This is a genomic window from Arcicella sp. GW821-FHT09D11 (assembly GCF_059416265.1).
Map to the genome: position 1 here is coordinate 354,500 of NZ_JBWKOV010000003.1, position 22,166 is coordinate 376,665.

At 35.4% G+C, this 22,166-nt stretch carries 13 protein-coding genes and 1 pseudogene; 11 read left to right on the forward strand and 3 right to left on the reverse strand.

The genetic code is table 11. The features are described 5' to 3' along the window. Window positions 1-186 precede the first annotated feature (186 nt). On the forward strand, window positions 187-972 hold the full coding sequence (gene rlmB, locus AC07N0_RS11660) for a 23S rRNA (guanosine(2251)-2'-O)-methyltransferase RlmB (protein ID WP_494589303.1): 786 nt from the start codon (window positions 187-189) through the stop codon (window positions 970-972). Window positions 973-1,831: 859 nt separating this feature from the next. Here rlmB and pth read toward each other — a convergent pair. Then, window positions 1,832-2,392, reverse strand: a complete 561-nt coding sequence (pth, locus tag AC07N0_RS11665; protein ID WP_494589304.1) for an aminoacyl-tRNA hydrolase — start codon at window positions 2,390-2,392, stop codon at window positions 1,832-1,834. Between the two features lie 90 nt (window positions 2,393-2,482). On the opposite strand from pth, the gene AC07N0_RS11670 reads away from it, so the two are divergent. The 3 genes from AC07N0_RS11670 (at window position 2,483) to AC07N0_RS11680 (ending at window position 6,189) form a co-directional block, all read left to right on the forward strand. Beyond that, window positions 2,483-4,561, forward strand: coding sequence for an OmpA family protein (locus tag AC07N0_RS11670; RefSeq protein ID WP_494589305.1), 2,079 nt, complete (start codon window positions 2,483-2,485; stop codon window positions 4,559-4,561). Between the two features lie 69 nt (window positions 4,562-4,630). Beyond that, a complete protein-coding gene (locus AC07N0_RS11675; RefSeq protein WP_492799905.1) occupies window positions 4,631-5,395 on the forward strand; it encodes an NIPSNAP family protein in 765 nt (254 codons plus the stop codon). Window positions 5,396-5,427: 32 nt separating this feature from the next. Then, window positions 5,428-6,189 carry an SDR family NAD(P)-dependent oxidoreductase gene (locus AC07N0_RS11680; protein WP_494589306.1) on the forward strand — a complete coding sequence of 254 codons (762 nt, stop codon included), beginning with the start codon at window positions 5,428-5,430 and terminating at the stop codon, window positions 6,187-6,189. A gap of 390 nt (window positions 6,190-6,579) precedes the next feature. Here the strand turns inward: AC07N0_RS11680 and metG are convergent, their stop codons facing one another. Both metG and AC07N0_RS11690 read right to left on the reverse strand, forming a co-directional pair. Then, on the reverse strand, window positions 6,580-8,613 hold the full coding sequence (gene metG / locus AC07N0_RS11685) for a methionine--tRNA ligase (RefSeq protein ID WP_494589307.1): 2,034 nt from the start codon (window positions 8,611-8,613) through the stop codon (window positions 6,580-6,582). Window positions 8,614-8,968: 355 nt separating this feature from the next. Further along, a complete protein-coding gene (locus tag AC07N0_RS11690) occupies window positions 8,969-10,582 on the reverse strand; it encodes a beta-N-acetylhexosaminidase (protein ID WP_494589308.1) in 1,614 nt (537 codons plus the stop codon). A 367-nt stretch (window positions 10,583-10,949) separates the two neighbouring features. Here AC07N0_RS11690 and AC07N0_RS11695 point away from each other — a divergent pair. The 7 genes and pseudogenes from AC07N0_RS11695 to AC07N0_RS11725 form a co-directional block, all read left to right on the forward strand. After that, window positions 10,950-11,384 (forward strand): annotated as a pseudogene (locus tag AC07N0_RS11695) (VanZ family protein); the annotation flags it as partial. A 152-nt stretch (window positions 11,385-11,536) separates the two neighbouring features. After that, the gene (locus AC07N0_RS11700; RefSeq protein WP_492799910.1) at window positions 11,537-12,193 is read left to right on the forward strand and encodes an RNA polymerase sigma-70 factor; all 657 of its coding nucleotides are present in this window, start codon (window positions 11,537-11,539) and stop codon (window positions 12,191-12,193) included. A 35-nt stretch (window positions 12,194-12,228) separates the two neighbouring features. Continuing rightward, window positions 12,229-13,254: a FecR family protein gene (locus AC07N0_RS11705; RefSeq protein WP_494589309.1), complete on the forward strand. Its 1,026-nt coding sequence runs from the start codon at window positions 12,229-12,231 to the stop codon at window positions 13,252-13,254. 331 nt (window positions 13,255-13,585) lie between these two features. After that, window positions 13,586-16,930, forward strand: a complete 3,345-nt coding sequence (locus AC07N0_RS11710) for a SusC/RagA family TonB-linked outer membrane protein (RefSeq protein WP_494589310.1) — start codon at window positions 13,586-13,588, stop codon at window positions 16,928-16,930. 13 nt (window positions 16,931-16,943) lie between these two features. Beyond that, complete coding sequence (locus AC07N0_RS11715) at window positions 16,944-18,488, forward strand: RagB/SusD family nutrient uptake outer membrane protein (protein ID WP_492799913.1); 1,545 nt, start codon at window positions 16,944-16,946, stop codon at window positions 18,486-18,488. A gap of 105 nt (window positions 18,489-18,593) precedes the next feature. Beyond that, entirely contained in the window at window positions 18,594-19,913 is a 1,320-nt protein-coding gene (locus tag AC07N0_RS11720) for a SusE domain-containing protein (RefSeq protein ID WP_494589311.1), read from the forward strand. A gap of 79 nt (window positions 19,914-19,992) precedes the next feature. Beyond that, complete coding sequence (locus AC07N0_RS11725) at window positions 19,993-21,855, forward strand: glycoside hydrolase family 13 protein (RefSeq protein ID WP_494589312.1); 1,863 nt, start codon at window positions 19,993-19,995, stop codon at window positions 21,853-21,855. The last annotated feature ends 311 nt before the right edge of the window (window positions 21,856-22,166 follow it).

Consider the following 22,166-nt stretch of genomic DNA (forward strand, 5'->3'; position numbering starts at 1 on the left):
GCTTATTTTCTGGTAGTAAATCTGTTAAAAGGTTTATCTTAAACTGTACTTATTTACGTAAAAAAGTAGCACTTATTGTGTTTCTTCATCAAAAATTAAAAATAGAATGAAAAGTTTCCGAACTTTACAAAAAATAAGAGGAACTATCGCTCGATAAGAATTAATAATCAATTAAATACAACAACAATGGAAAACCATTCAGATGGACAAAAAAAGCCCTTCAAATATTTCAACCAAGCAAAACCTGAAAATAAAGATATAGTATTTGGTATTCAATCAGTTTTAGAAACAATTCGTTCTGGCAAAGAAATTGACAAAATACTGGTTCAAAGAGAATTAGGCAGCTTAGAAGTACTAGAGTTTGCGCGTTTGAAAGGAATTCCTGTTCAAAAAGTACCTAGTGAAAAACTAGATAGAATTACCCGTAAAAATCACCAAGGCGTTATTGCTTTTGTCTCGGCCATCAATTATGCTAAACTTGAAAATGTAGTAGCAGATGTGTACGAAAAAGGCGAAGTACCCTTAATTTTAGTATTAGATAGAATTACTGATGTAAGAAACTTTGGGGCGATTGCTCGTACTGCCGAATGTACTGGGGTTCATGCTATCGTGATTCCAACCAAAGGTGCTGCTCAGATTAATGCCGATGCGATGAAAACATCATCTGGTGCATTAAACTTTTTACCTGTTTGCAGAGAAGATAATTTATTTCACACTGTCAGGTATTTACAAAATTCTGGTATTCAAGTAGTCGCTTGTTCTGAAAAAGTATCAAAAAATATTTACGATATTGATTTTTCTATTCCTACAGCCATCATCATGGGGTCTGAGGAAGACGGTATTTCAGACGATTTAATGCGCTCTGTAGATGAATTGGCTACGATTCCTTTAGTAGGCCGTGTGGGTTCTTTAAATGTATCCGTAGCAACTGGCGTAATTCTTTATGAGGCAATCCGTAAGCGTTTAGGATAAACTAAGCGTCAGAAATAGCATAATAGTAAATAAGAAAGCCCTTTGTAGATGATACAAAGGGCTTTCTGCATAAAAAAAGGACATAACCAATGGCCATGTCCTTTATTGTCTTACCTCTAAACCTATTTAACTATGAAAAATAACTGCACTTTAATATTTAAAAAATTAGAAGAATACTACTCAATCTCTCTCACTACCTCGATTCTCTAATTGTTTTTTAAAAAGAGGCGTCTCTAGAAGAAACGCCCTTTCCCGTCTTACCTCTAAACCTATTTAACTATGAAAAATAACTATTCAAATCAATAAACTAAGTTTTTTCAACTCCTCAATCAACTTCACAAAAAGCTTAGCTTTTTAAAAAGTGGCGTCTCTAGAAGAAACGCCCTTTCCATCTTACCTCTAAACCTATTTAACTATGAAAAATTTTTAATTATATATACTAATCGTTGCTATCAAAATAAATCTTATAAGCAACTAATAATTTTCTCTTTTAAAATGATAATCTGTGTATCAGCTTTATCATTGTCTTGTTAGTTATAATACAAATTCTTTGCCAAAAAAGTTCGTTTTTGAAATTATTTTAAAAAAATAATAAAAAAATAATTCGTGGTTTTGTACAAAGACTCATTTTTATAAATAACGTTGCAAAGTTGTGCAATATTATATAAATATACAAATATCATTGCCTATTCCTTGCACAAAATTTAGTAGTAACTACCTAAAAATCAATCAAAAAACACTTGATAGCAAAACAAAACTAAAAATAATCAGAATATTATTCTGCATGCATAACAAAAACATTGCAAATATTTTGTTCTAAATTATTTTAATTTATTTTCAAAATATTAGAATAATACAACTACTGGTTAAACGAGTTCATCGTCTTATCTATTCCTTGTAAACAAAAACTAAAAATAATGTCTATGGCGCGGTCTAGATGTTCTGGCAATTCTGCAAACTGACTTCCATCAAATTTTCCTAAAACATATTCTACTTGTCTTCCTTTACCAAAATCATCGCCAACACCAAATCTTAAACGAGCGTATTGGGAACTACCCAATACTTCCTCAATATTCCTCAATCCGTTGTGCCCTCCGTGCGAACCTTTACTTTTTGTTCTTAGCTTTCCGTAAGGTAAAGCTATATCATCAGTAATGATTAAAACATTCTCTTTTTCAATTTTCAACTCCTTCATCCAATAGTTAACAGCCTTTCCGCTTAAATTCATGTAGGTGGTAGGTTTTATTAAATGAATTTGTTTTCCTTTATGTTTTATTTCGGTGTGATAGGCCAATCGCTCCATCGAAAATTTCGCTTCTACACTCGCTGCAAGCTTATCTAACACCATAAAACCAACATTATGTCTTGTAAGCAAATATTCTGGTCCAATATTTCCGAGACCAACAATTAGGTATTTCATCTGTAAAATATATTTGAAATTAACTTTGTATTCTTTTTTTCATGAATCAATCATCAAAATTAAGTAATTTTGTATAGTATGTATCCAATCATGAAAAACAAAGCTACTATTAGGATAAGTCCAGCCATCCTCGCATTAACATTATGCTTGATAAAGGAAGCCGCCTTTTCGAAAAATCCAAGTACTTATCCTACCCTGTTAAATTCAACTAATTTATTGACATCGACAGATATAAATGGAATTAATTATAAACACTCAATTTCAAAGAACAATTTACCTAATTTATTAAGTAATAAAAATCGTGCCTATTCTATAATATCTACGACTTTTATTGAAAAAAAGTTGACAGATACTTTAAAAAATAATCAACAAAAAACACAAGTACCTCAAAATCAGATAAATAAATCAAATATTCAGCTTAAAAATATTACTATAAATTTTACGGCTATCAATAAAAATACTAAAGAAAGCATTCTAGCAGACTTTACAGTTACTTCTGAAAGAACGGGAGAAGTATTCAAAGGTAGCACTGACAATAAGAACACTTTTTTCTCATTTTCTTTATCACAACAAGACAATTTGGCAGTATTGGTGCGTGCAGACGGCTATGCAGATGCTCATTCTAATATCTCTATTAAGGATTTAACCTCTACAACGCATCATGATTTTGCGATACCCCTAGTCTTTGAACGTTATCCACTATCCATCAAAGTACTGGATGCAGATACTAAGGAATCTATCAAAAATGCTCAGGTAAAAATTGTTGATTTGAATGCCTCTGAAATTAAAAATGCTTCAAAAAAAGCAAATTCAGAAGAATATGCCGCCAATTTGAAACTTTCAAGCAAATATGAGTTTATCATCAATGCCGAAGATTATATTGAACTAAAAGAGAAAGTAGTAAAAGCCCCTCAGGGAAATTCTGTCAACTTTTTACTGTATAAAAATAGCCTTCCTGTAAATTTTGAGGTAGTAGATGCCGAAACAGAAAAGCCCATTAAATCGCTTATCAATATTAAACTTGAGCGATTAAAAAGGAATATAGTGTTTAGAAATGAATCCAAAGCAAGTGTGAGGGTAACAACTCAAGAGATTTTTACGATTGAAACTGCTGCCGAACATTATATTTCTAAGCAAAGTACTTTTAACATGGCAGATTTTAACCCTACCAAAAAGTATAATTACACCATTCGGTTAGAGAAAAACTTGGTACACTTAACTATCAAGGCAAAAAATAAGCTCAACGGAGAAGTAGTTATTGCTGACAAAGTAGAAGTTGTAAATCTTAGTAATAAAGCAAATCACCCGAAAATAGAACGACTGAAAAATGGCGATGCTTTAGTAAGCTTGGCTCCTGACGATACTTATCAGTTAGAAATCAATACGAATGGGTTTGAAAGGTATCAACAGGAGTTATCAAAAATTAAACAAACTGACTTAGAGTGTTTTTTAATGCCTAAACAAAAAATCAAAGGTTTGGTGTTATCGGCAATTGATTCTACAAGTGGGAAAGTATTGCGTGCTACTTTTAAGGTAACTGCTAACAAAAGTAAAAAATCATTTACTGTCAATACTTCAGATGACATTACCGAATATTACTTAGCGTTAGCAGACAAAGACCTGTATCAGATTGAGACCTTTGCGAAAGACTATGAGCTGAAAGTAGAACAGGTAAAATATGCGTCTTCTAAAAAAGCTGTTTTCTATACTGTTTTATTGAAAAAGATACCTTCGCTAAATAATACAAAGAATACCCCTCCTTCTAGCGTAGCTACCACGAAAGCTCCTATTGAAAGTTCAAAAATTAAAGATTTGGCTAATATAGAAACTGGGCAAGCAATTACCCTTGATAATGTGTATTTTGAACAAAGTAGTTTTGTGTTGCAATCAATTTCGTATGAAGAGCTTAATAAAATGGCGGAACTCTTGAAGAGTGCCCCACAAGTCAAGATTGAAATTAGTGGACATACTGATAATATTGGAGATACAAGGCTAAACCTTGCTCTTTCAGAAAACCGAGCACGCGTTGTTTATAATTATTTAGTAAGCAAAGGAATTGAAGAAAGGAGATTGCATTACAAAGGTTATGGAAGCAACAGACCGCTTTTCCCGAATGATTCAGAAGAAAATAAAAAGAAAAATAGACGAGTAGAACTAACAATTTTATAAGTTTTAGTATCTTACTTATCGTTAAAAATCATAAATTACAGGACTCAAAAATTAACCATTTAAAAAACTATGAAAAGCCCAATTTTAGCCTTCCTTGTGTGTTTGTTGACAAGTTTTTCGATATTAGCTGCCAACAAAGGTGATGATGCCAATACCCGTGTGTATGAATTAAGAGTATATTATGCAAGCGAGGGCAAATTTGATGTGTTGATGAATAGGTTTAAGGAACATACTTTACACTATTTTAAAAAACATAAAATGCGCTTAGAAGGTTTTTGGTTGCCTTTGGATAACAAAGACAATAAAATGGTGTATGTGCTATCATATCCATCACGTGAAGCCCGTGAGAAATCATGGAAAGACTTTTCTAATGATAAAGGTTGGATAAAAGTAGCGAAAGAAACCAATGCCAATGGTGAAATAGTAGCCAAAGTAGAAAGCACCTTTTTGAAAACTACTGATTTTTCACCCAATAATTTAAAAAGTGTGGGTGACAGAGTGTTTGAATTGAGAACCTACAAAACTACTCCCAATAATTTATCGGGTTTGTTAGAAAGATTCAGAAACCATACCTTGAAATTATTTGAAAAGCATGGCATGACTAATATCATTTATTGGACGCCTACAGACAAAGAACAAGGTGCTGATGATATTTTAATTTACTTCTTAGCCCATAAAACCAAAGAGGCAGGCTTGGCTTCATTCAAATCGTTTGGAGCAGACCCAGAGTGGCAAGCTGTTAGAAAGGCTTCCGAGGAGAAAGCTGGAAGTTCACTAACGTTAACAGTCACCTCTGAATATTTAACGCCTGTAGACTTTTCTCCGCTAAAATAATCAGCGACTTTACTTCATTCAAATAAATAAAAATGTCAAAATTAGCCCTTATTACTGGCGCAAGCTCTGGAATTGGTAAAGCAACTGCCGAGGCATTTGCTGAATTAGGAATCAATTTAATCGTATGTGGAAGACGTATTGAAAAGCTTGAAGCTTTAAAAGAAAGTCTTTCAGGAAAAGTTGACGTACAAATACTAACTTTTGATGTAAGAAATAAAGAACAAGTAGAAAATGCGTTGAACTCGCTTTCTGAATCAGCAAAGAATATAGATATTCTTGTGAACAATGCGGGTAATGCACATGGGATGGGGCCTATTCAAGATGGTTCAACAGACGACTGGGATGCCATGATTGATGGTAATGTAAAAGGCTTACTATACGTCTCGAGGGTAATTATGCCTTGGATGAAAGCTAGAAAGCAAGGTCACATCGTCAACCTAAGTTCTATTGCAGGCAAAAGTACTTATCCAAACGGAAACGTATATTGTGCTTCTAAAGCAGCAGTAGAGGCTATCTCTGAAGGGATGCGGCTGGACTTAAATCCATTTGGTATCAAAGTAACCAATGTAGCACCGGGAGCAGTTGAAACTGAATTTTCAATGGTTCGTTTTAAAGGAGATGAACAAAAAGCAGATGCTATTTATAAAGGGTTTGAACCCTTGAAGGCCGAAGACATCGCAGATATTATTGCCTTTGCAGTCACTCGACCTCCGCATGTAGTAATGGCAGACATTACCTTATTTCCAGTAGCGCAAGCATCCGCTACGGTCATCAATCGTGAGGCTTTAAAATAGAAATTATCATTCTGATACATTAAAAAGTGAATACTTAAAACTTAAAAATGTCTGTATGTACATCGATTTTCAAGTTTTATCACTTAAAATGCTTTTTTGTCAAAAAATAGTAAAAATTCATGGGACATTTAATGTTTAAATAACCAGAATTTAGCTTATATTTGTATTAATTTTCATAGTTAAATAGGTTTAGAGGTTAAACAGATAAGGGCGGGGGTTTCTCCTGTCCTTATTTTATTTTTAAGTATTTCCTAAATTTATTTTAAATTTAAGAAAGATTAAGTGAGTATATTTCTCTATCAAGTTGCTATAGCATACTTAATAACTCTTCAAAAAAATAGCCCCGATTCAAGAATCGAGGCTGAGTAATATTAAGGTATAAATTTGGGGTTAGGCTACTGTTCCTCCATCCCAAACTTTTTTACTTGGTTGTACAAAAGCCAAAGAACCATCTTTGTCTTCTGCCATCAGAATCATTCCTTCCGATTCCATCCCCATCATTTTTCTAGGCGCAAGGTTTGCCAAAAAGCTTACTTGTTGACCAATGATGTTCTCTGGTTGGAAATGTTCGCCGATACCGCTCAATATAGTTCTTTGTTTGATACCATCTTCGATTTTCAATTTCAATAACTTTTTACTTTTAGCTACTTTCTCTGCTTCAATGATGGTACCGATACGAATATCCATTTTGGCAAAATCATCGTATTGAATTTCCTCTTTCAAAGCAGTTACTTCTTTGCCTGCTAAAAGATTCTGTTGTTTGGCATCTTCTAATTTTTGTACTTGTGCGGCTACCGTAGCATCTTCTACTTTTTCAAACAAAAGTCCTACGTTAGTTACAGTTTGTCCTTCCGCCAGTAAATCTGCACGACCTGCTTCACTCCAAGCAAAGGCTTCGGTATTTAAAATTGTACGAATTTTCTCAGCAGTGAATGGTAAGAAAGGTTCAGCTACAATAGAAAGGTTGGCAGCAATCTGTAAACCAATATTCAATATCGTACCTGTACGTTCAACATCTGTTTTAATTACTTTCCAAGGTTCTGTATCTGCCAAGTATTTGTTTCCTAAGCGCGCTACATCCATCATCAAAGCCAAAGCCTCACGGAAACGATAATTAGCAATAGAATCACCAATCTTTGCAGGCATATCCGCTAAAGTAGCTAAGACTTGCTTATCGTAATCATTCAACGCTCCTTGCTTAGGTACTTTACCTTCAAAATTCTTTTCAGTAAGCACTACCGCACGGTTGATGAAGTTCCCAAAAATACCCACTAATTCAGAATTATTACGAATTTGGAAATCGCTCCAAGTAAAATCTGAATCTTTGGTTTCGGGTGCAGACGCTGCCAAAACATAACGAAGAATATCTTGTTTGCCTTCAAACTCACGCAAATATTCATGTAACCAAACTGCCCAGTTGCGTGATGTCGAGATTTTATCGCCTTCTAGATTCATAAATTCATTCGCAGGAACATTGTCTGCTAAAATAAATCTACCATCAGCCATACACATAGCAGGGAAAATCAAACAGTGGAATACGATATTATCTTTCCCGATAAAATGCACCAGACGAGTATCTTCTTCTTTCCAATATTTCTCCCAATCTTCTGTTAATTCCTTGGTCATGGAAATATAGCCAATCGGGGCATCAAACCAAACGTACATTACTTTTCCTTCCGTATCTGGCAATGGTACTTTGATACCCCAATCCAAGTCACGAGTCATCGCACGTGGTTTCAATCCATCATTCAACCACGACTTTACTTGTCCCATTACGTTTGTTTTCCATTCTGGATGGCTTTCAACGTACTTTTCTAAAGCAGGTTGCATCACATCCAAAGGCAAATACCAGTTTTTAGTTTCTTTCATGACTGGCTTTTCACCACTTAATGCCGAACGAGGATTGATTAATTCTGTAGGCGAAAGCGTCGAACCGCAACGTTCGCACTGGTCGCCATAAGCATTTTCGTTCCCACATTTAGGGCAAGTACCAATGATATAACGGTCAGCTAAAAAAGTCTGTGCCTTTTCATCATAATATTGTTCGGTAGTTTCCTCCACGAACTGCCCTTTATCATAGATATTTTTAAAAATATCTTGTGACATATCATGGTGTACTTTGTTGGAAGTCCTAGAATAAATATCGAACGAAATCCCAAACTCTTCAAATGAATCTTTGATGATTCCATAGTATTTATCTACTACTTCCTGCGGAGTAACGCCTTCTTTTTTGGCTTTAATTGTAATAGGTACTCCATGCTCATCTGTTCCTGAGATAAACTTTACGTCTTGTCCTGTAGCACGCAAGTAACGCACATAAATATCTGCTGGCAGATAACAACCAGCGATGTGTCCGATATGAATAGGGCCGTTAGCATAAATCAACGCTGCTGTAACGGTGGTTCTTTTGAATGGTTTGCTCATAAAATTTGTATCAGGTGAACGAAATCGCTCTTTGAAGTTTCATTGTATCTGCTGAAACTTATATTAATATACTAACATTTCTTGTTTGCAATCGCAAAGTTATAAAAATAGCAATGGGCGTACTAATTTTAGTAAGCGGATTTTGGATGTGAGTAATAGCTTTCGGACTTCAGCTGTCGGCTATCATTTCAAATCGATTTACAAAAATAAATCCGATTGTTATTAGCCAAGGCTAATAACAATCGGATTAGTAATAATCTATGATAAATAAAATTGGATAATATACTCTCTATTATAGTTTTCTAATCAAAAATCTAAACGTCAAATCCGACATCTTAAATCCGATGTCCGAAAGCTATTTTACACTCAAGAACCCTTTAGCGTAATTCACTTTTAGTTTACCAAGACGTTCAACGTGAATTTTCAAACGTTTTGTAAAGTCAGCATAATTTTTTGAAGCACTTGGCGACCATGCTACTTCTGCTACTGCACAAGCTCTTGGGAAAACCATATATTCAATATAATTAGATGTTTCCATGTACTCCGTCCAAACATTTGCCTGAATACCCAAAATAAACTTTTGCTGTTCAGCTGTTAGTTCTTTTGGTGCTGGCTCGTAGCTATATACTTTTTCTAATGGCAAGAAACCACCAATCGCTAAAGGCTCTGTTTTAGGGTCAGCCTGATAATGATCTAAGTATAAATAAGAGCCTGGGGTCATAATTACATCGTGATTTTCTTTGGCAGCAGCAATCCCACCTTCTTCGCCTCTCCAAGACATTACCGTAGCATTTGGCGACAAACCACCTTCCAGAATTTCATCCCAACCAATCATCTTTCTACCTTTTGAAGTAATGAATTTGTCAATTCTACGGATGAAATAGCTTTGTAGTTCATGCTCATCTTTCAAGCCTTCACGTTTCATTAAATCCTGACAAAAACGACTTACTTTCCATTGTTCTTTCGGGCATTCATCACCCCCGATGTGAATATACTGACCAGGAAATAATGCCATTACTTCTGTAAGCACGTTCTCTAAGAAAGTAAATGTTTCTTCTCTTGGTGCAAAAACATCTTCAGAAACACCCCAAGTAGTGTGTACTTGATAAATTTTATCTGGATTACAGCCTAATTCTGGATAAGCAGCCAAAGCAGCTTGTGCATGGCCCGGCATTTCAATTTCAGGCACAATGTTAACAAACTTGGTTTTAGCGTAAGCTACAACTTCTTTTATTTCATCTTGTGTGTAAAATCCTCCATAAGATTTACCATCGTATTTACCTGATCCATAACGACCTACTAACGTTTGTTTTCTAACCGAACCAATTTGTGTTAGTTTAGGGTATTTTTTTATTTCAATTCTCCAACCTTGGTCTTCTGTTAAGTGCCAGTGGAATGTATTGAACTTGTGCAAAGCAATTAAATCAATATATTTCTTCACAAAAGAAACAGGGAAAAAATGGCGACCTACATCTAAATGCAATCCACGGTAAACATAACGTGGCGCATCTTCAATAGTACAATTAGGCACCGCTAATTTTATTCCTTCAACCTTTGCTTCACTGAAAACTTGTGTGGGTAATAATTGTAATAAAGTTTGTACACCATAGAAGGCACCTTTAGCCGTTTTTGCTGCAATGATTACTTGTTTAGCACTAGCCTTTAAAGTATATGCTTCATCTCCTAATTGGGCATTTTTTACAAATTGAATAGCTGAGCTAGCTAACCCATTTTCTTTAATAACTACTTTCTTATTAGAACCAACTACCAAATTCAATTGCTCATTCAAGAAATTAGCAACATCTTTGAATTCCGTAGTTGAAACAATACTTGTATTTTTGCCTACGACAAACTCTCCTGTTTGAGGAGTTAGCTTTTGAGGAATAGGAATGATATTGTACTGATTTTGGGCAAAAGTCGTCAATGAGAAAGTCAAAAGCGACAAGTAAATAAAGAGCTTTTTCATCATTAAATTTTATGAGTAAATTTTAAAATCTTATTTCTTTTCAAAAGTAAAGTAAAAAATGACAAAAATAAAAGTATCTATAGGCTAATTGGTTAATTATTTTATTAAAAAAGTAATATATTTCCGATTCACCTGAAAAAATCCCTTCATCCTTAGCGAGAGACTTAAGTTCTATTGATTACCCACATCTTTTAAAAGAGTTAAAATGAACATGTAATTATTAATAAAATTGGTTCAAATAGGCTTAAATCGCCTTTCAAACCGAGCTTTGGTCTCCTCATGTCACAGCCTGAATACGTAAATTTCTTATCCCTAGCGAGGGACTTAAGTCCCTCGCTAGGGATGAAGGACTTAATAGCTTTATGCCCTCCTATCCTTTTTATTAACAATTAATAATTCTCCTAAAAGACCACAAACGATAGTTTTTGTAAATTTGTGCATGAAAACTATCACAACACTCCTGAATCATAAAGCTTTGCCCATTATCTGGACAATCATCATTTTAATACTTTGCTCGTTACCAAGTAAAAACATTCCGACAGATGTTGTAATGGTAAACGATAAAGCCAATCATTTTATCGCTTTTGCAGGTTTTACTTTTTTCTGGATTTTTCCTACTAAACAATCTTGGAAAATAATTCTTGTAGCCATTGCTTATGGAATTATCATTGAGTTTTGGCAAGCTATTTTACCAAAAGAATTTAATAGAAGTTTTGATTGGTACGATGTAGTAGCTGATGGAATTGGCGGAATTATTGGATATTTTATTTGGCTGATTTTCAAGAAATTAAGCTCAATAAAATAATTTATTTGCAGAATATTAATTTTTTTTTGAATTTAACTAAGGGTATCTACCCTTTTTTTTGTCTATGCTCTTAAATTGAATTATTCTGATAGAATATTATACATTTAAAATACACTTCATCAACAATCTCAAGGAAATTTCCTTTTAAAATTATGCTAGAAAATATATCATCTGAATCAACAAATAATTTTCTCAAAACTCAGGCTTTTCAAGCACCTGAGACTGGGAAAATTATGGATGATGAATTCTTTATCAAACAAGCCTTCAACCAAGACCCTAAAAAGGGGTTTGAGTTGTTATACAATCGTTATTACAAACCGCTTTGTAGCCATGCAGTAAGGTTTGTTTATTCAAAAGATGTGGCGGAAGATATTATTGCAGAAATCTTTTACAACATCTGGAAAAACCAAGTTTTCTTACACATCAGCACTTCTTTTCGTGCCTATTTGTTTACGGCCGTTAGAAATCGCTGTTTTTTATATTTACAACAAGAACAAGGCAATAAATCTTTTGCCTTTGATAATTCCGATTTACAATTTCCAGAGTCGAACGTCTCGCCAGACCAAATGCTCTTTTATGATGACTTGCAAAAACAAATCGAGCAAGCCATCGCACAATTACCGCCACAATGCCAAAAAGTATTTTTGATGAACCGTTTTGAAGGCAAAAAGTACAAAGAAATTGCTGATGAACTACAATTGGCAACGAAGACCATTGAGGCACATATCAACAAAGCACTTGTACATTTAAGAGATGTCGTACTGAATAATCCTTCATTATTCGGACTGATTCTGACATTTTTTATCTAAGAGCCTCAAACACTACCTTACAAATCATCAACGATATGACAACGCTTAGCAAAAATATTTTATTTGAACACTTCGCAGGAAGAACGAGTCCTTTGCAAAAGAAAATGATTGCAGATTGGCTTAGCAACCCTGAAAATAAAGAGGTGTATTATAAATGGTTAGAAGAATACGAAAACGAATACCCACAAATACTGGCTGATAAAGACAAGGCTAAGGCATTTTTTTTTCAAAAAATATACAGTGACTCAGACATTGATGTTCAAGAAGCCTTAGAAAGCGAATATGATGCGATAGCAGAAAAAAGTATTTGGCAAATGGCTTGGTTTAAATGGGCAAGTGCTGCCGTGATTCTAATGTTTTCGGGTTTGGCTTTGTATTTTCAACGTGACCATCTGATTTACCAAGTGTATCAAACTGCTTATGGCGAAACGCAATCTATTAGCTTGCCTGATGGCAGTAATGTTACATTGAATGCGAATTCAACCTTAAAACTAAAACGATTTAGTTTTGAAAATGAGGCCATCAGGGAAGTGTTTTTAGATGGAGAAGCTGAGTTTTCGGTAAAACATACCATCAATAATCAAAAGTTTATCGTAAAGACTTCTCAGAAATTAGAAGTAGAGGTACTAGGAACAGAATTTAGTGTTTTTGCTAGAAATCGTGGTTCAAAAGTAGTTTTGAGCAAAGGTAAAGTAAAAGTGAACTTTTTGAATGGCACTGAAAAACGTTATATCATGATGAAGCCCGGTGACTTGGTGTCATTGGATAAAATGGGGAAGTCGGAAATAAAGGCTGTAAAAAATGTAAATTCTTATACTGCTTGGAAAGTTCACCGCTTTGTTTTTGATGATACTTCTCTGGAAGAAATCTCTTATCAAATCGCTGAAATGTTTGGTGTACAAATTAAAATGAACTCGCAGGAGTTGGCGAATCGTACGGTAACAGGCACTTTTAGTGCGGACAAGGCTGATGATTTAATCTCTATTCTACAAGAATTACTCAATTTACAATATCAGAAAAATAGCGACGGAACGGTGGTGCTTTCTGAGATTGATGAGTGAAGGGGGACTTTAGGACTTTAAGACACAAGATTTTTAGACTTTAGACGCTAGATTTAGGACTGGAGGATTTTAGACTTGAGGACTTAAGGATTGAAAGGCTTTAAAATATAAAAATCAGCGAAAATCAGCGTATTAAATCTGCATAAATCAGCGGGTAAAAAAGACAAAAGATTTAAAAGAATTTTAAAAGAACATAAACAAAAATCAAAACTATTGAATTGTGGATTAGATAAAAAAACAATCACTAAATCACAATTCCCAACTCACTAAATCACAACTAAAAAACAGTCTTACAAAAGTAATTTCCATTAACCAACATTTTTAAAAACACATGAAAAAACGAGTATTTCGATTAGTGATAATCGGAGGAATGGTAACTGCATTTAGTTACCTACCCCATCCATTATCTGCGCAAGCTTTGGCATACGCCCAAAACAAGCCTAAAGTTGAAAGAAGCCCTGAGACTTCGTCAACCATGAAATTACGTGATGCTATTCTTTCTCTAAAGAATCAATTTAATGTTGATATTCTTTTTGAAGAAAAAACACTTTCGGGCATTTCGGTTTTGCAAGAAAATGTACGTGCCAGTAAAAGTCTGGAGAAATCATTAGAAGCTTTATTAGCTCCCAATGGTTTAGCGTTCAAAAAAGTTCGCAAAAATACTTACTTGATTTTTGGAAAAAAGTCAGAGGGCAGTACGCAGACAAAAATCGCTTCAAATGAAAAAAATCTACCTTCCAATATGGAAGGGAATGATTTGAAAGAGAATACCTCCATTTCAGAAGTAAATCTATCTGCTACGGCCGAACAAACAGTTACGGGTAAAGTAGTAGATGACAAAGGTAGTCCGCTTCCAGGAGCATCTGTAGCCATTAAAGGTACAACCAGAGGTGTGACAACCAATACCAATGGCGAGTTTAGTATCACCGTTCCGAACGACCAAGCTGTTTTAGTAGTAAGCTTTATCGGTTTTTTACCCCAAGAAATTACAGTTGGCAACAAAACGGCTATCAATGTTACCTTGAAAGAAGACTTAAAAACATTGACAGAAGTAGTGGTAGTAGGTTATGGTAGTCAAAAGAAAAAGGATTTAACAGGTTCAATCACCAGCATCACTTCTGCTGATTTTGTAAAAGGAAACATTGCCACCCCTGAACAATTAATTACAGGTAAATTAGCAGGTGTGCAGATTACATCCAACGGTGGAGCGCCAGGTTCAGCTAGTCAGATTCGTATTCGTGGAGGTTCGTCTTTAAGTGCTAGTAACGACCCATTAATTGTAATTGATGGCGTACCATTAGACAACGCGGAAGTAAAAGGTTCAGCCAATCCATTGAGTTTTATCAATCCAAATGATATTGAATCATTCAACGTATTGAAGGATGCGTCAGCTACTGCTATTTATGGTTCACGTGCTTCAAACGGTGTAATTATCATTACAACCAAAAAGGGAACGAAGAAAGATAAATTCAATGTGAATTTCAGTTCGATGTTCTCGGCAGGGATAAAAACTAAAAATGTAGACGTACTTACAGGCGACCAATTCAGAGAAGTGGTGAATGCAAGAGGTACAGAATCTCAGAAAGCTTTATTGGGAACAGCCAATACTAACTGGCAAGATTTAATCTATCGTACTGCTTTAAGCAACGATAATAATTTAAGTATTACGGGGGTTTTGAAGGATATTCCTTACCGAGTATCAGTGGGGCATACCAATCAAAATGGTATTTTATTGACCTCTGGGTTGGAAAGAACATCAGGTTCATTTGGTATCAGTCCGATGTTGTTTAATAACAGCTTGAAGATTGATGTAAACGTAAAGGCTTCGTCAACAAAAAGTAATTTCGCTGACGAAGGCGCCATTGGTTCAGCCATTGGCTTTGACCCAACTCAACCTGCTTACGTAGAAAATCAGAAATATGGTGGCTATTTTAACTGGTTGGAAAGCAATGGCAATATTGTGTCGTTAGCACCCTCTAACCCATTGTCTTTATTAAATTTAAAAAGTAATAAAGCTACGGTAAATCGTATTATTGCCAATATCCAGTTTGACTACAAATTCCCATTCTTGCCTGAATTAAAAGCCAATTGGAACTTAGGTTTAGACCGCTCTAATACGGATGGGAAAGAATCAGCGTCAAACTTGGTATCTGCTAACTTATATACCAATAAAGGTTCAACGGGTTATTATACCCAAAGCCGTAATAACTTTACTAACCAGTTTTATTTGAACTATGTGAAAGAGTTTACAGACCAGACTGTCAACGTAATGGCGGGGGTTGAAAACCAAGGTTTTGTAAGAGAAGAGGAAAATGGCACAACATTCGGAAACCCTGATGTAACCAGTACTAAATCATACTTCAAAACAGACTATGCTTTGTTATCATATTTCGGTCGTCTGAATTATGCTTTGGCTAACAAGTATTTAGCAACGTTTACACTTCGTCGTGATGGCTCCTCTCGTTTTGCAGAAAATAACCGTTGGGGTACATTCCCGTCGGCTGCTTTGGCTTGGAAAATTAATAACGAATTTAAAGACAGTCAGACTTTCACAGACTTGAAGCTTCGTTTAGGTTGGGGTATTACTGGTCAGCAAGATATTTCTTCTGGCGACTATCCGTACTTAAATGCCTATACGCCAAGTCAGGGTATTCAATATCAATTGGGTAATACTTTTTATACATTACTACGCCCGAATGCTTATGACCCTAATATCAAATGGGAACAAACAGAATCTACTAACATTGGGTTAGATTTTGGTTTGAAAAAATCACGTCTTTCTGGTAGCATTGATTTGTACAAAAAAGTTACTTCAGATTTGATTAATGAAATTGATGTAGCGGCTGGAACCAACTTTAGTAATAAAGTAGTGACCAACGTAGGGTCACTAGAAACCAAAGGGATTGAAGTAATTTTAAACTATACGCCTGTGTTGACTGAGAATTTCAACTGGGATATTAGCGCCAACTTTACTTATAATCAGAGAAAAATCACCGCTTTGACTAAAGTAGATAACCCTAGTTATGTAGGTGTATTAGTGGGTGGTATTGAAGGCGGTACGGGAAATACCATACAGGTACATTCTACTGGTTATGTGCCTAATGCTTTCTTTGTTTACAAACAAGTATATGATGCTAGTGGCAAACCATTAGAAGGCGTTTTTGAAGATTTAAACGGAGATGGTAAAATCACTGATTTAGACCGTTATCGTTATAAAGGAGCTGCACCAAATTACTTATTTGGTTTTACATCGCAGATGACCTACAAAAAAGCAAGCTTTGGTTTTGTGTTACGTTCAAATGTGGGCAATTATGCTTATAATAACATTTTTTCAAACAGAGGTATCTATTCTAACCTTTTCAACACTGGTTTCAATAGCAATCTATCTACCAATGTGTTAGAAACTGGCTTCAAGACTGGTACGGTAGAAACCCGTATGTCTGATTATTACATTCAAAATGCTTCATTCTTGAGAATGGATAATATCAACTTGGGCTACAATTTAAGTGATATTATCAAAATCAAAAATGTAAGAGCGCAATTATCATTTATCGTACAAAATGTATTTGTTATTACAAATTACAAAGGATTGGATCCAGAATTAAGAGACGGAATTGGCAACCAAGTATATCCAAGACCGCGTACTTATTCTTTGGGCTTAAATGTTAATTTTTAATTAGAAAATCATCATGAAACATATATTTAAAAACGTATTAACCGCAGCAATTCTTTGTTTTTCATTGAATTCTTGCAAAGAGTTGGATACTGTTCCGTATGTAGGACAGGTATCAGAATTAGTATATAAAGACCCTGCCAACTATAAACTTATCTTAGCTAAAATGTACGCTGGCTTAGCGGCATCAGGGTTGAAAAATGGCGATAACGATGTTGATTTAAAAGGATATGACGGTGGTTCTCAAAGTTATATGCGTGCCTATTGGTATTTACAGGAGTTTACGACTGACGAATTGGTTTGTAGATGGAATGACCCTGGGGTACCTGATTTACATGCTATGAACTGGACGGCAGCCAATTCTTTTTCGGCTGCATTCTATTCTCGTATTTTGTTTCAGGTAGCCGTTTCTAATGAATTCTTGCGTGAAACTACTGATGCTAAATTGAGTAGCCGTGGCGTAACCAATACACAAGATATTAAGAACTATCGTGCTGAAGCTCGTTTCCTTCGTGCATTGGCTTATTCACATGCGATTGATTTATACGGTAATGTTCCATTGATTACCGAAAATGAGCAAGTGGGTGCTACGTTACCAAAACAAGCTACCCGTGCTGAATTATTTGCTTACCTAGAATCAGAATTATTGGCTTTGGATAGCGAATTGCCTGCTCCAAAAACCAATGAATATGGTAGAGCCGACAAAGCTGCTGCATGGATGACCCTAGCAAAATTATATTTGAATGCTGACGTATATATCGGTCAAAAGAAATATACAGAGGCGGCTGCTGTTGCCAAAAAAGTAATTGATGCTGGTTATACGCTTGCTAGTAATTACAGAACTAATTTCTTGGCAGATAATAATACGTCTAAAGAGATTATTTTCAGTATCAATTTTGATGGTAACGAAACCCAAACGTATGGCGTAACTACTTTGGCGATTAATGGCTCGATAGGTGGAGGTATGAATCCTGCTGACTATGGTACTGAGCAAAAATGGGCTGGTTTCCGTACTACCAAACAATTGGTGAATCTATTTGATGACAAAGCCGATAAGAGAGCGCTTTTCTATACAAATGGTCAACAATTAGAAATTGATGAGTTCAGTACTTTTGAAAATGGTTATGCGGTAGTGAAGTTTTCAAATTTAACAAGTACAGGGGTAAAAGGTAAAAATGCACTATATGCAGATACTGATTTTCCATTGTTCCGCTTGGCAGATGCCTATTTAATCTATGCAGAGGCTGTTACGCGTGGAGGAACTGGCGATAACTCATTGGCATTGAACTTAGTGAACGAACTTCGTAAACGTGCTGGTGCTGGGAATCTTTCAACATTGACAGTAAATGACTTATTGAATGAAAGAGGTCGTGAATTATTCTGGGAAGGACATCGTCGTACAGATTTAATTCGTTTCGGCAAATTTACTTCTGGGTATAACTGGGCATGGAAAGGTGGCGTAAAAGAAGGTAAAGATGTAGAAGCTTTCCGTACGCTATTCCCTTTGGCTTCGGGTGATATTATTGCTAACCCAACTTTAAAGCAAAATACTGGATATTAAAAAGCTATAAGCAGTAGGCTATAGGCTGTAGGCTTTTTACAGTACTAGCATACAGCCTAAAGCTTATAGCCTACAGCACAACATTTAGACAAATAACATCAAACGATGAAAACGATACAAAAATTATTCCTAATGAGCCTTGTTTTTATACTGGCTTGGGGATGTAAAAAAGACGAAGAAATAGCGGTATTAGATGCCAATGCTATTCCTGTTGTCACTTTATCATCAAGCAATCTTGTCTTGGATAAAGATAAAGCAGATACCGAAGTATTAACTGTTTCATGGGCTAATCCCAACTATGGTTTTAAAGCGGCGCCATCTTATACCATATTAATTGATAAAAAAGGTGGTGACTTCACAAAGGCGGTTTCTGTGGTAACAGGGTCTGATTTGAAAAAAGTGTTCAAAGCTTCTGAATTAAATGCCATATTATTGGGCTTTGGCTTTTTGCCAGGAGCGGCTAGTGATATTGACATTAAAGTACAGTCGTCTTTAGGAGCATCTACAGTATTGAGCTCTACTACAGGTAGCTTGAAAGCTACTCCTTATTCTGCTAAACTTGACTTAACTACTACTTGGGGCGTTGTAGGTAGTGCTGCTAACAATTGGGGAGCAACTCCAGATTTGCCTTTCTATAAAACGGATGTTGCCAACGTATTAGTAGCGTATGTTACGTTGATTGATGGAGAAATTAAGTTCCGCCAGAATAATGATTGGACTGTTAACTTAGGTGGAAGTGCTGGTGTATTAAGTACTGGTGGCGACAATATTGCCGTAAAAGCAGGTACTTATAAAATAACGTTGAACCCAACAGCACTTACTTATAAAATCGAGAAATATTCTTGGGGTATTGTAGGAAGTGCGGCTAATGATTGGGGGGCAACACCAGATTTACCTTTAAGTTATGACCCAACCGTTGACCTATGGAGGGGCGTTGTGAATCTAATTGACGGAGAAATTAAAATCCGTAAAGACAGTGACTGGGGAACAAATTACGGTGGTGCAGGTGGTGTATTGAAAGAAGGTGGTGATAACATCGCAGTGAAAAAAGGTACTTACCTCATTACGGTTGATTTCAAAAAATTAACCTATACTATTACGAAATATGCTCCTTGGGGAATTGTGGGTGCTGCTACGGCTACTGGCTGGGGTGATAAACCAGACCAGAAATTCACGTATGATTTAAGTACTGAAACTTGGGTATTGAAAGGCGTAGTGTTGAAAGCAGACCAATTCAAATTCAGATTAAATGATGATTGGGGTACAAATTATGGTACCACAGCGGCGGCAGCTCAATTAATTGGCACTAGTGGTGCTTTAAAATTGGGTGGAGAGAACTTCATTGCAGTGGCTGGTACGTATGATTTTGAGCTTAATCTGAAAGATGCTTCAAATCCTACTTATAAGGCAACTAAAGTAAAATAATTCATAATAAATTTAATACTTAAATCTGCATAGCTTTGCTCATGCAGATTTTTTTTAGCTATTAAATCATACAAATACTATGAAAAAGACATTTCAACTATTTATCTGTTTATGCTTGATGCAAAACGGAGTTTTTGCTCAAGAAAAAATTCAACATATCGAACCCTTGAACTGGTGGGTAGGCATGAAAAATCCTGCTTTACAATTATTAGTTCATGGAAAAAACATAGCTGAATTTACGCCTCACATCAACTATAAAGGGGTAACTATCAAAAAAGTAAATAAAGTAGAAAACCCAAATTATCTATTTATTGACCTTTTGATTGCTCCTGAGACAGTAGCAGGCAACGTGAAAATCGTTTTTAAAACCAGTAAAAAAGAATCATTTACGTATAACTATCAATTGTTGAAGAGACAGAGTAAGTCTGCAGAAAGAATTGGGTTTAATAGTAGTGATGTGATGTACATGATTACCCCTGATAGGTTTGCTAATGGAAATCCGCTGAACGACAATATGCCTTTATTCAAAGATAGCCTAAATCGCAAAAATTTAACAGGCAGACATGGTGGTGATATTGAGGGAATCATTCAGCATTTAGACTATATTCAAAACTTAGGCATGACCGCCCTTTGGATAAATCCATTGGTTGAAAACAATCAGCCAAAAACCTCATATCATGGCTATGCCATCACCAATTTCAGCAAAATAGATGCCCGATTCGGAACAAATGAGGATTATGTTCGTCTATCAAAAGAAGCTAAAAAACATGGCATTAAGTTAGTAATGGATATGGTGCTGAATCATTGTGGGTCTGAGCATTGGTGGATGAAAGATTTTCCTGCGAAAGATTGGGTAAATTTTCAAGACTCACCAAAGGTCATCTATTCTAGTCACCGACGTGAAAGTCTTCATGACCCCTATGCTGCTCAATACGACATCACCTCGCACAGTGATGGTTGGTTTGACTCAACCATGCCAGATTTGAATCAACGAAATCCTTTTATGGCAAATTACTTAATCCAAAACTCAATTTGGTGGGTAGAATATGCCGACTTGGGCGGTATCAGAATGGATACTTGGCCTTATCCAAACAAGAATTTTATGAGTGTTTGGAGCAAAAGAATGGGCGAAGAATATCCAAATTTCAATATTTTGGGTGAAGAATGGTCATTGAATCCAAGTATTGTATCAGCATGGCAAAAAGGTAAAGTCAACAAAAATGGATATGTATCGTATCTAAGAAGTTTGATGGACTTCCCGACGAATGCGGCTTTGATTGAAGCCTTGAATACTGACGAAAAAGTTTGGAATCAAGGTTTGGTGAGGCTCTATCAAACCGTTGCTAACGATTTTGTATACGCTAACCCGAATGATTTAGTAATTTTCCCTGATAATCATGACATGAGTCGTTTCTTCACCCAACTTCACGAAGATTATAATAAATTCAAAAATGGAATGGTATTTCTGCTGACTACTAGAGGAATCCCTCAGATTTATTATGGCACAGAAATCTTAATGACTAATCCAAAAAGCGATGAACACGGAGAAATCAGAAGTGATATGCCTGGTGGTTGGGATGGCGACAAAAAAAATGTATTCACTAATACGAATATGAGTGTTGCTGAAACAAATGCGAAAAACTTTGTCAGCACTTTATTAAAATGGCGTAAAAATACACCCGTGATACATTCAGGGAAATTGAAACATTTCGCTCCTGAAAATGGATTTTATGTGCAATTCAGGTATAATGATAAGCAAAAAATCATGATTATTCTGAATAAAAATAATGAAGCCAAGACATTAGACATGAGTAAATTCAAAGAAATTATTCAGCCTACATTCCAAGCAAAAGATGTTCTTAATAATCAAACTATTAAAGTAAATAATAGCTTAAGTATTGCCCCGAACAGTCCGATGATTCTAGAAATCATTGAAAAATAATACCCTTCTTTAGTACCTATTATTGTTTAGAACAGCCATTTTAAACAATAATAGGTATCCTTTCAAACGCTCCTCTATTTTTATTATAATTGCTATCGCTAGTACTTATGGCATAAAATTTGCTACTTATTTCAACGTATAAACAATTATAGTATCATCGTTAACTCATGTTATTTTTAATTCAAAAAAACAGGATAATTATTTGAATTAATTTACATTATCTTTGCAGTTATCAAATATTTTACAAACTAGCCACTATAAGGGTTTTACACTTTGATTTTCAAGAGATTAAGTACAGTCTAATCAATATT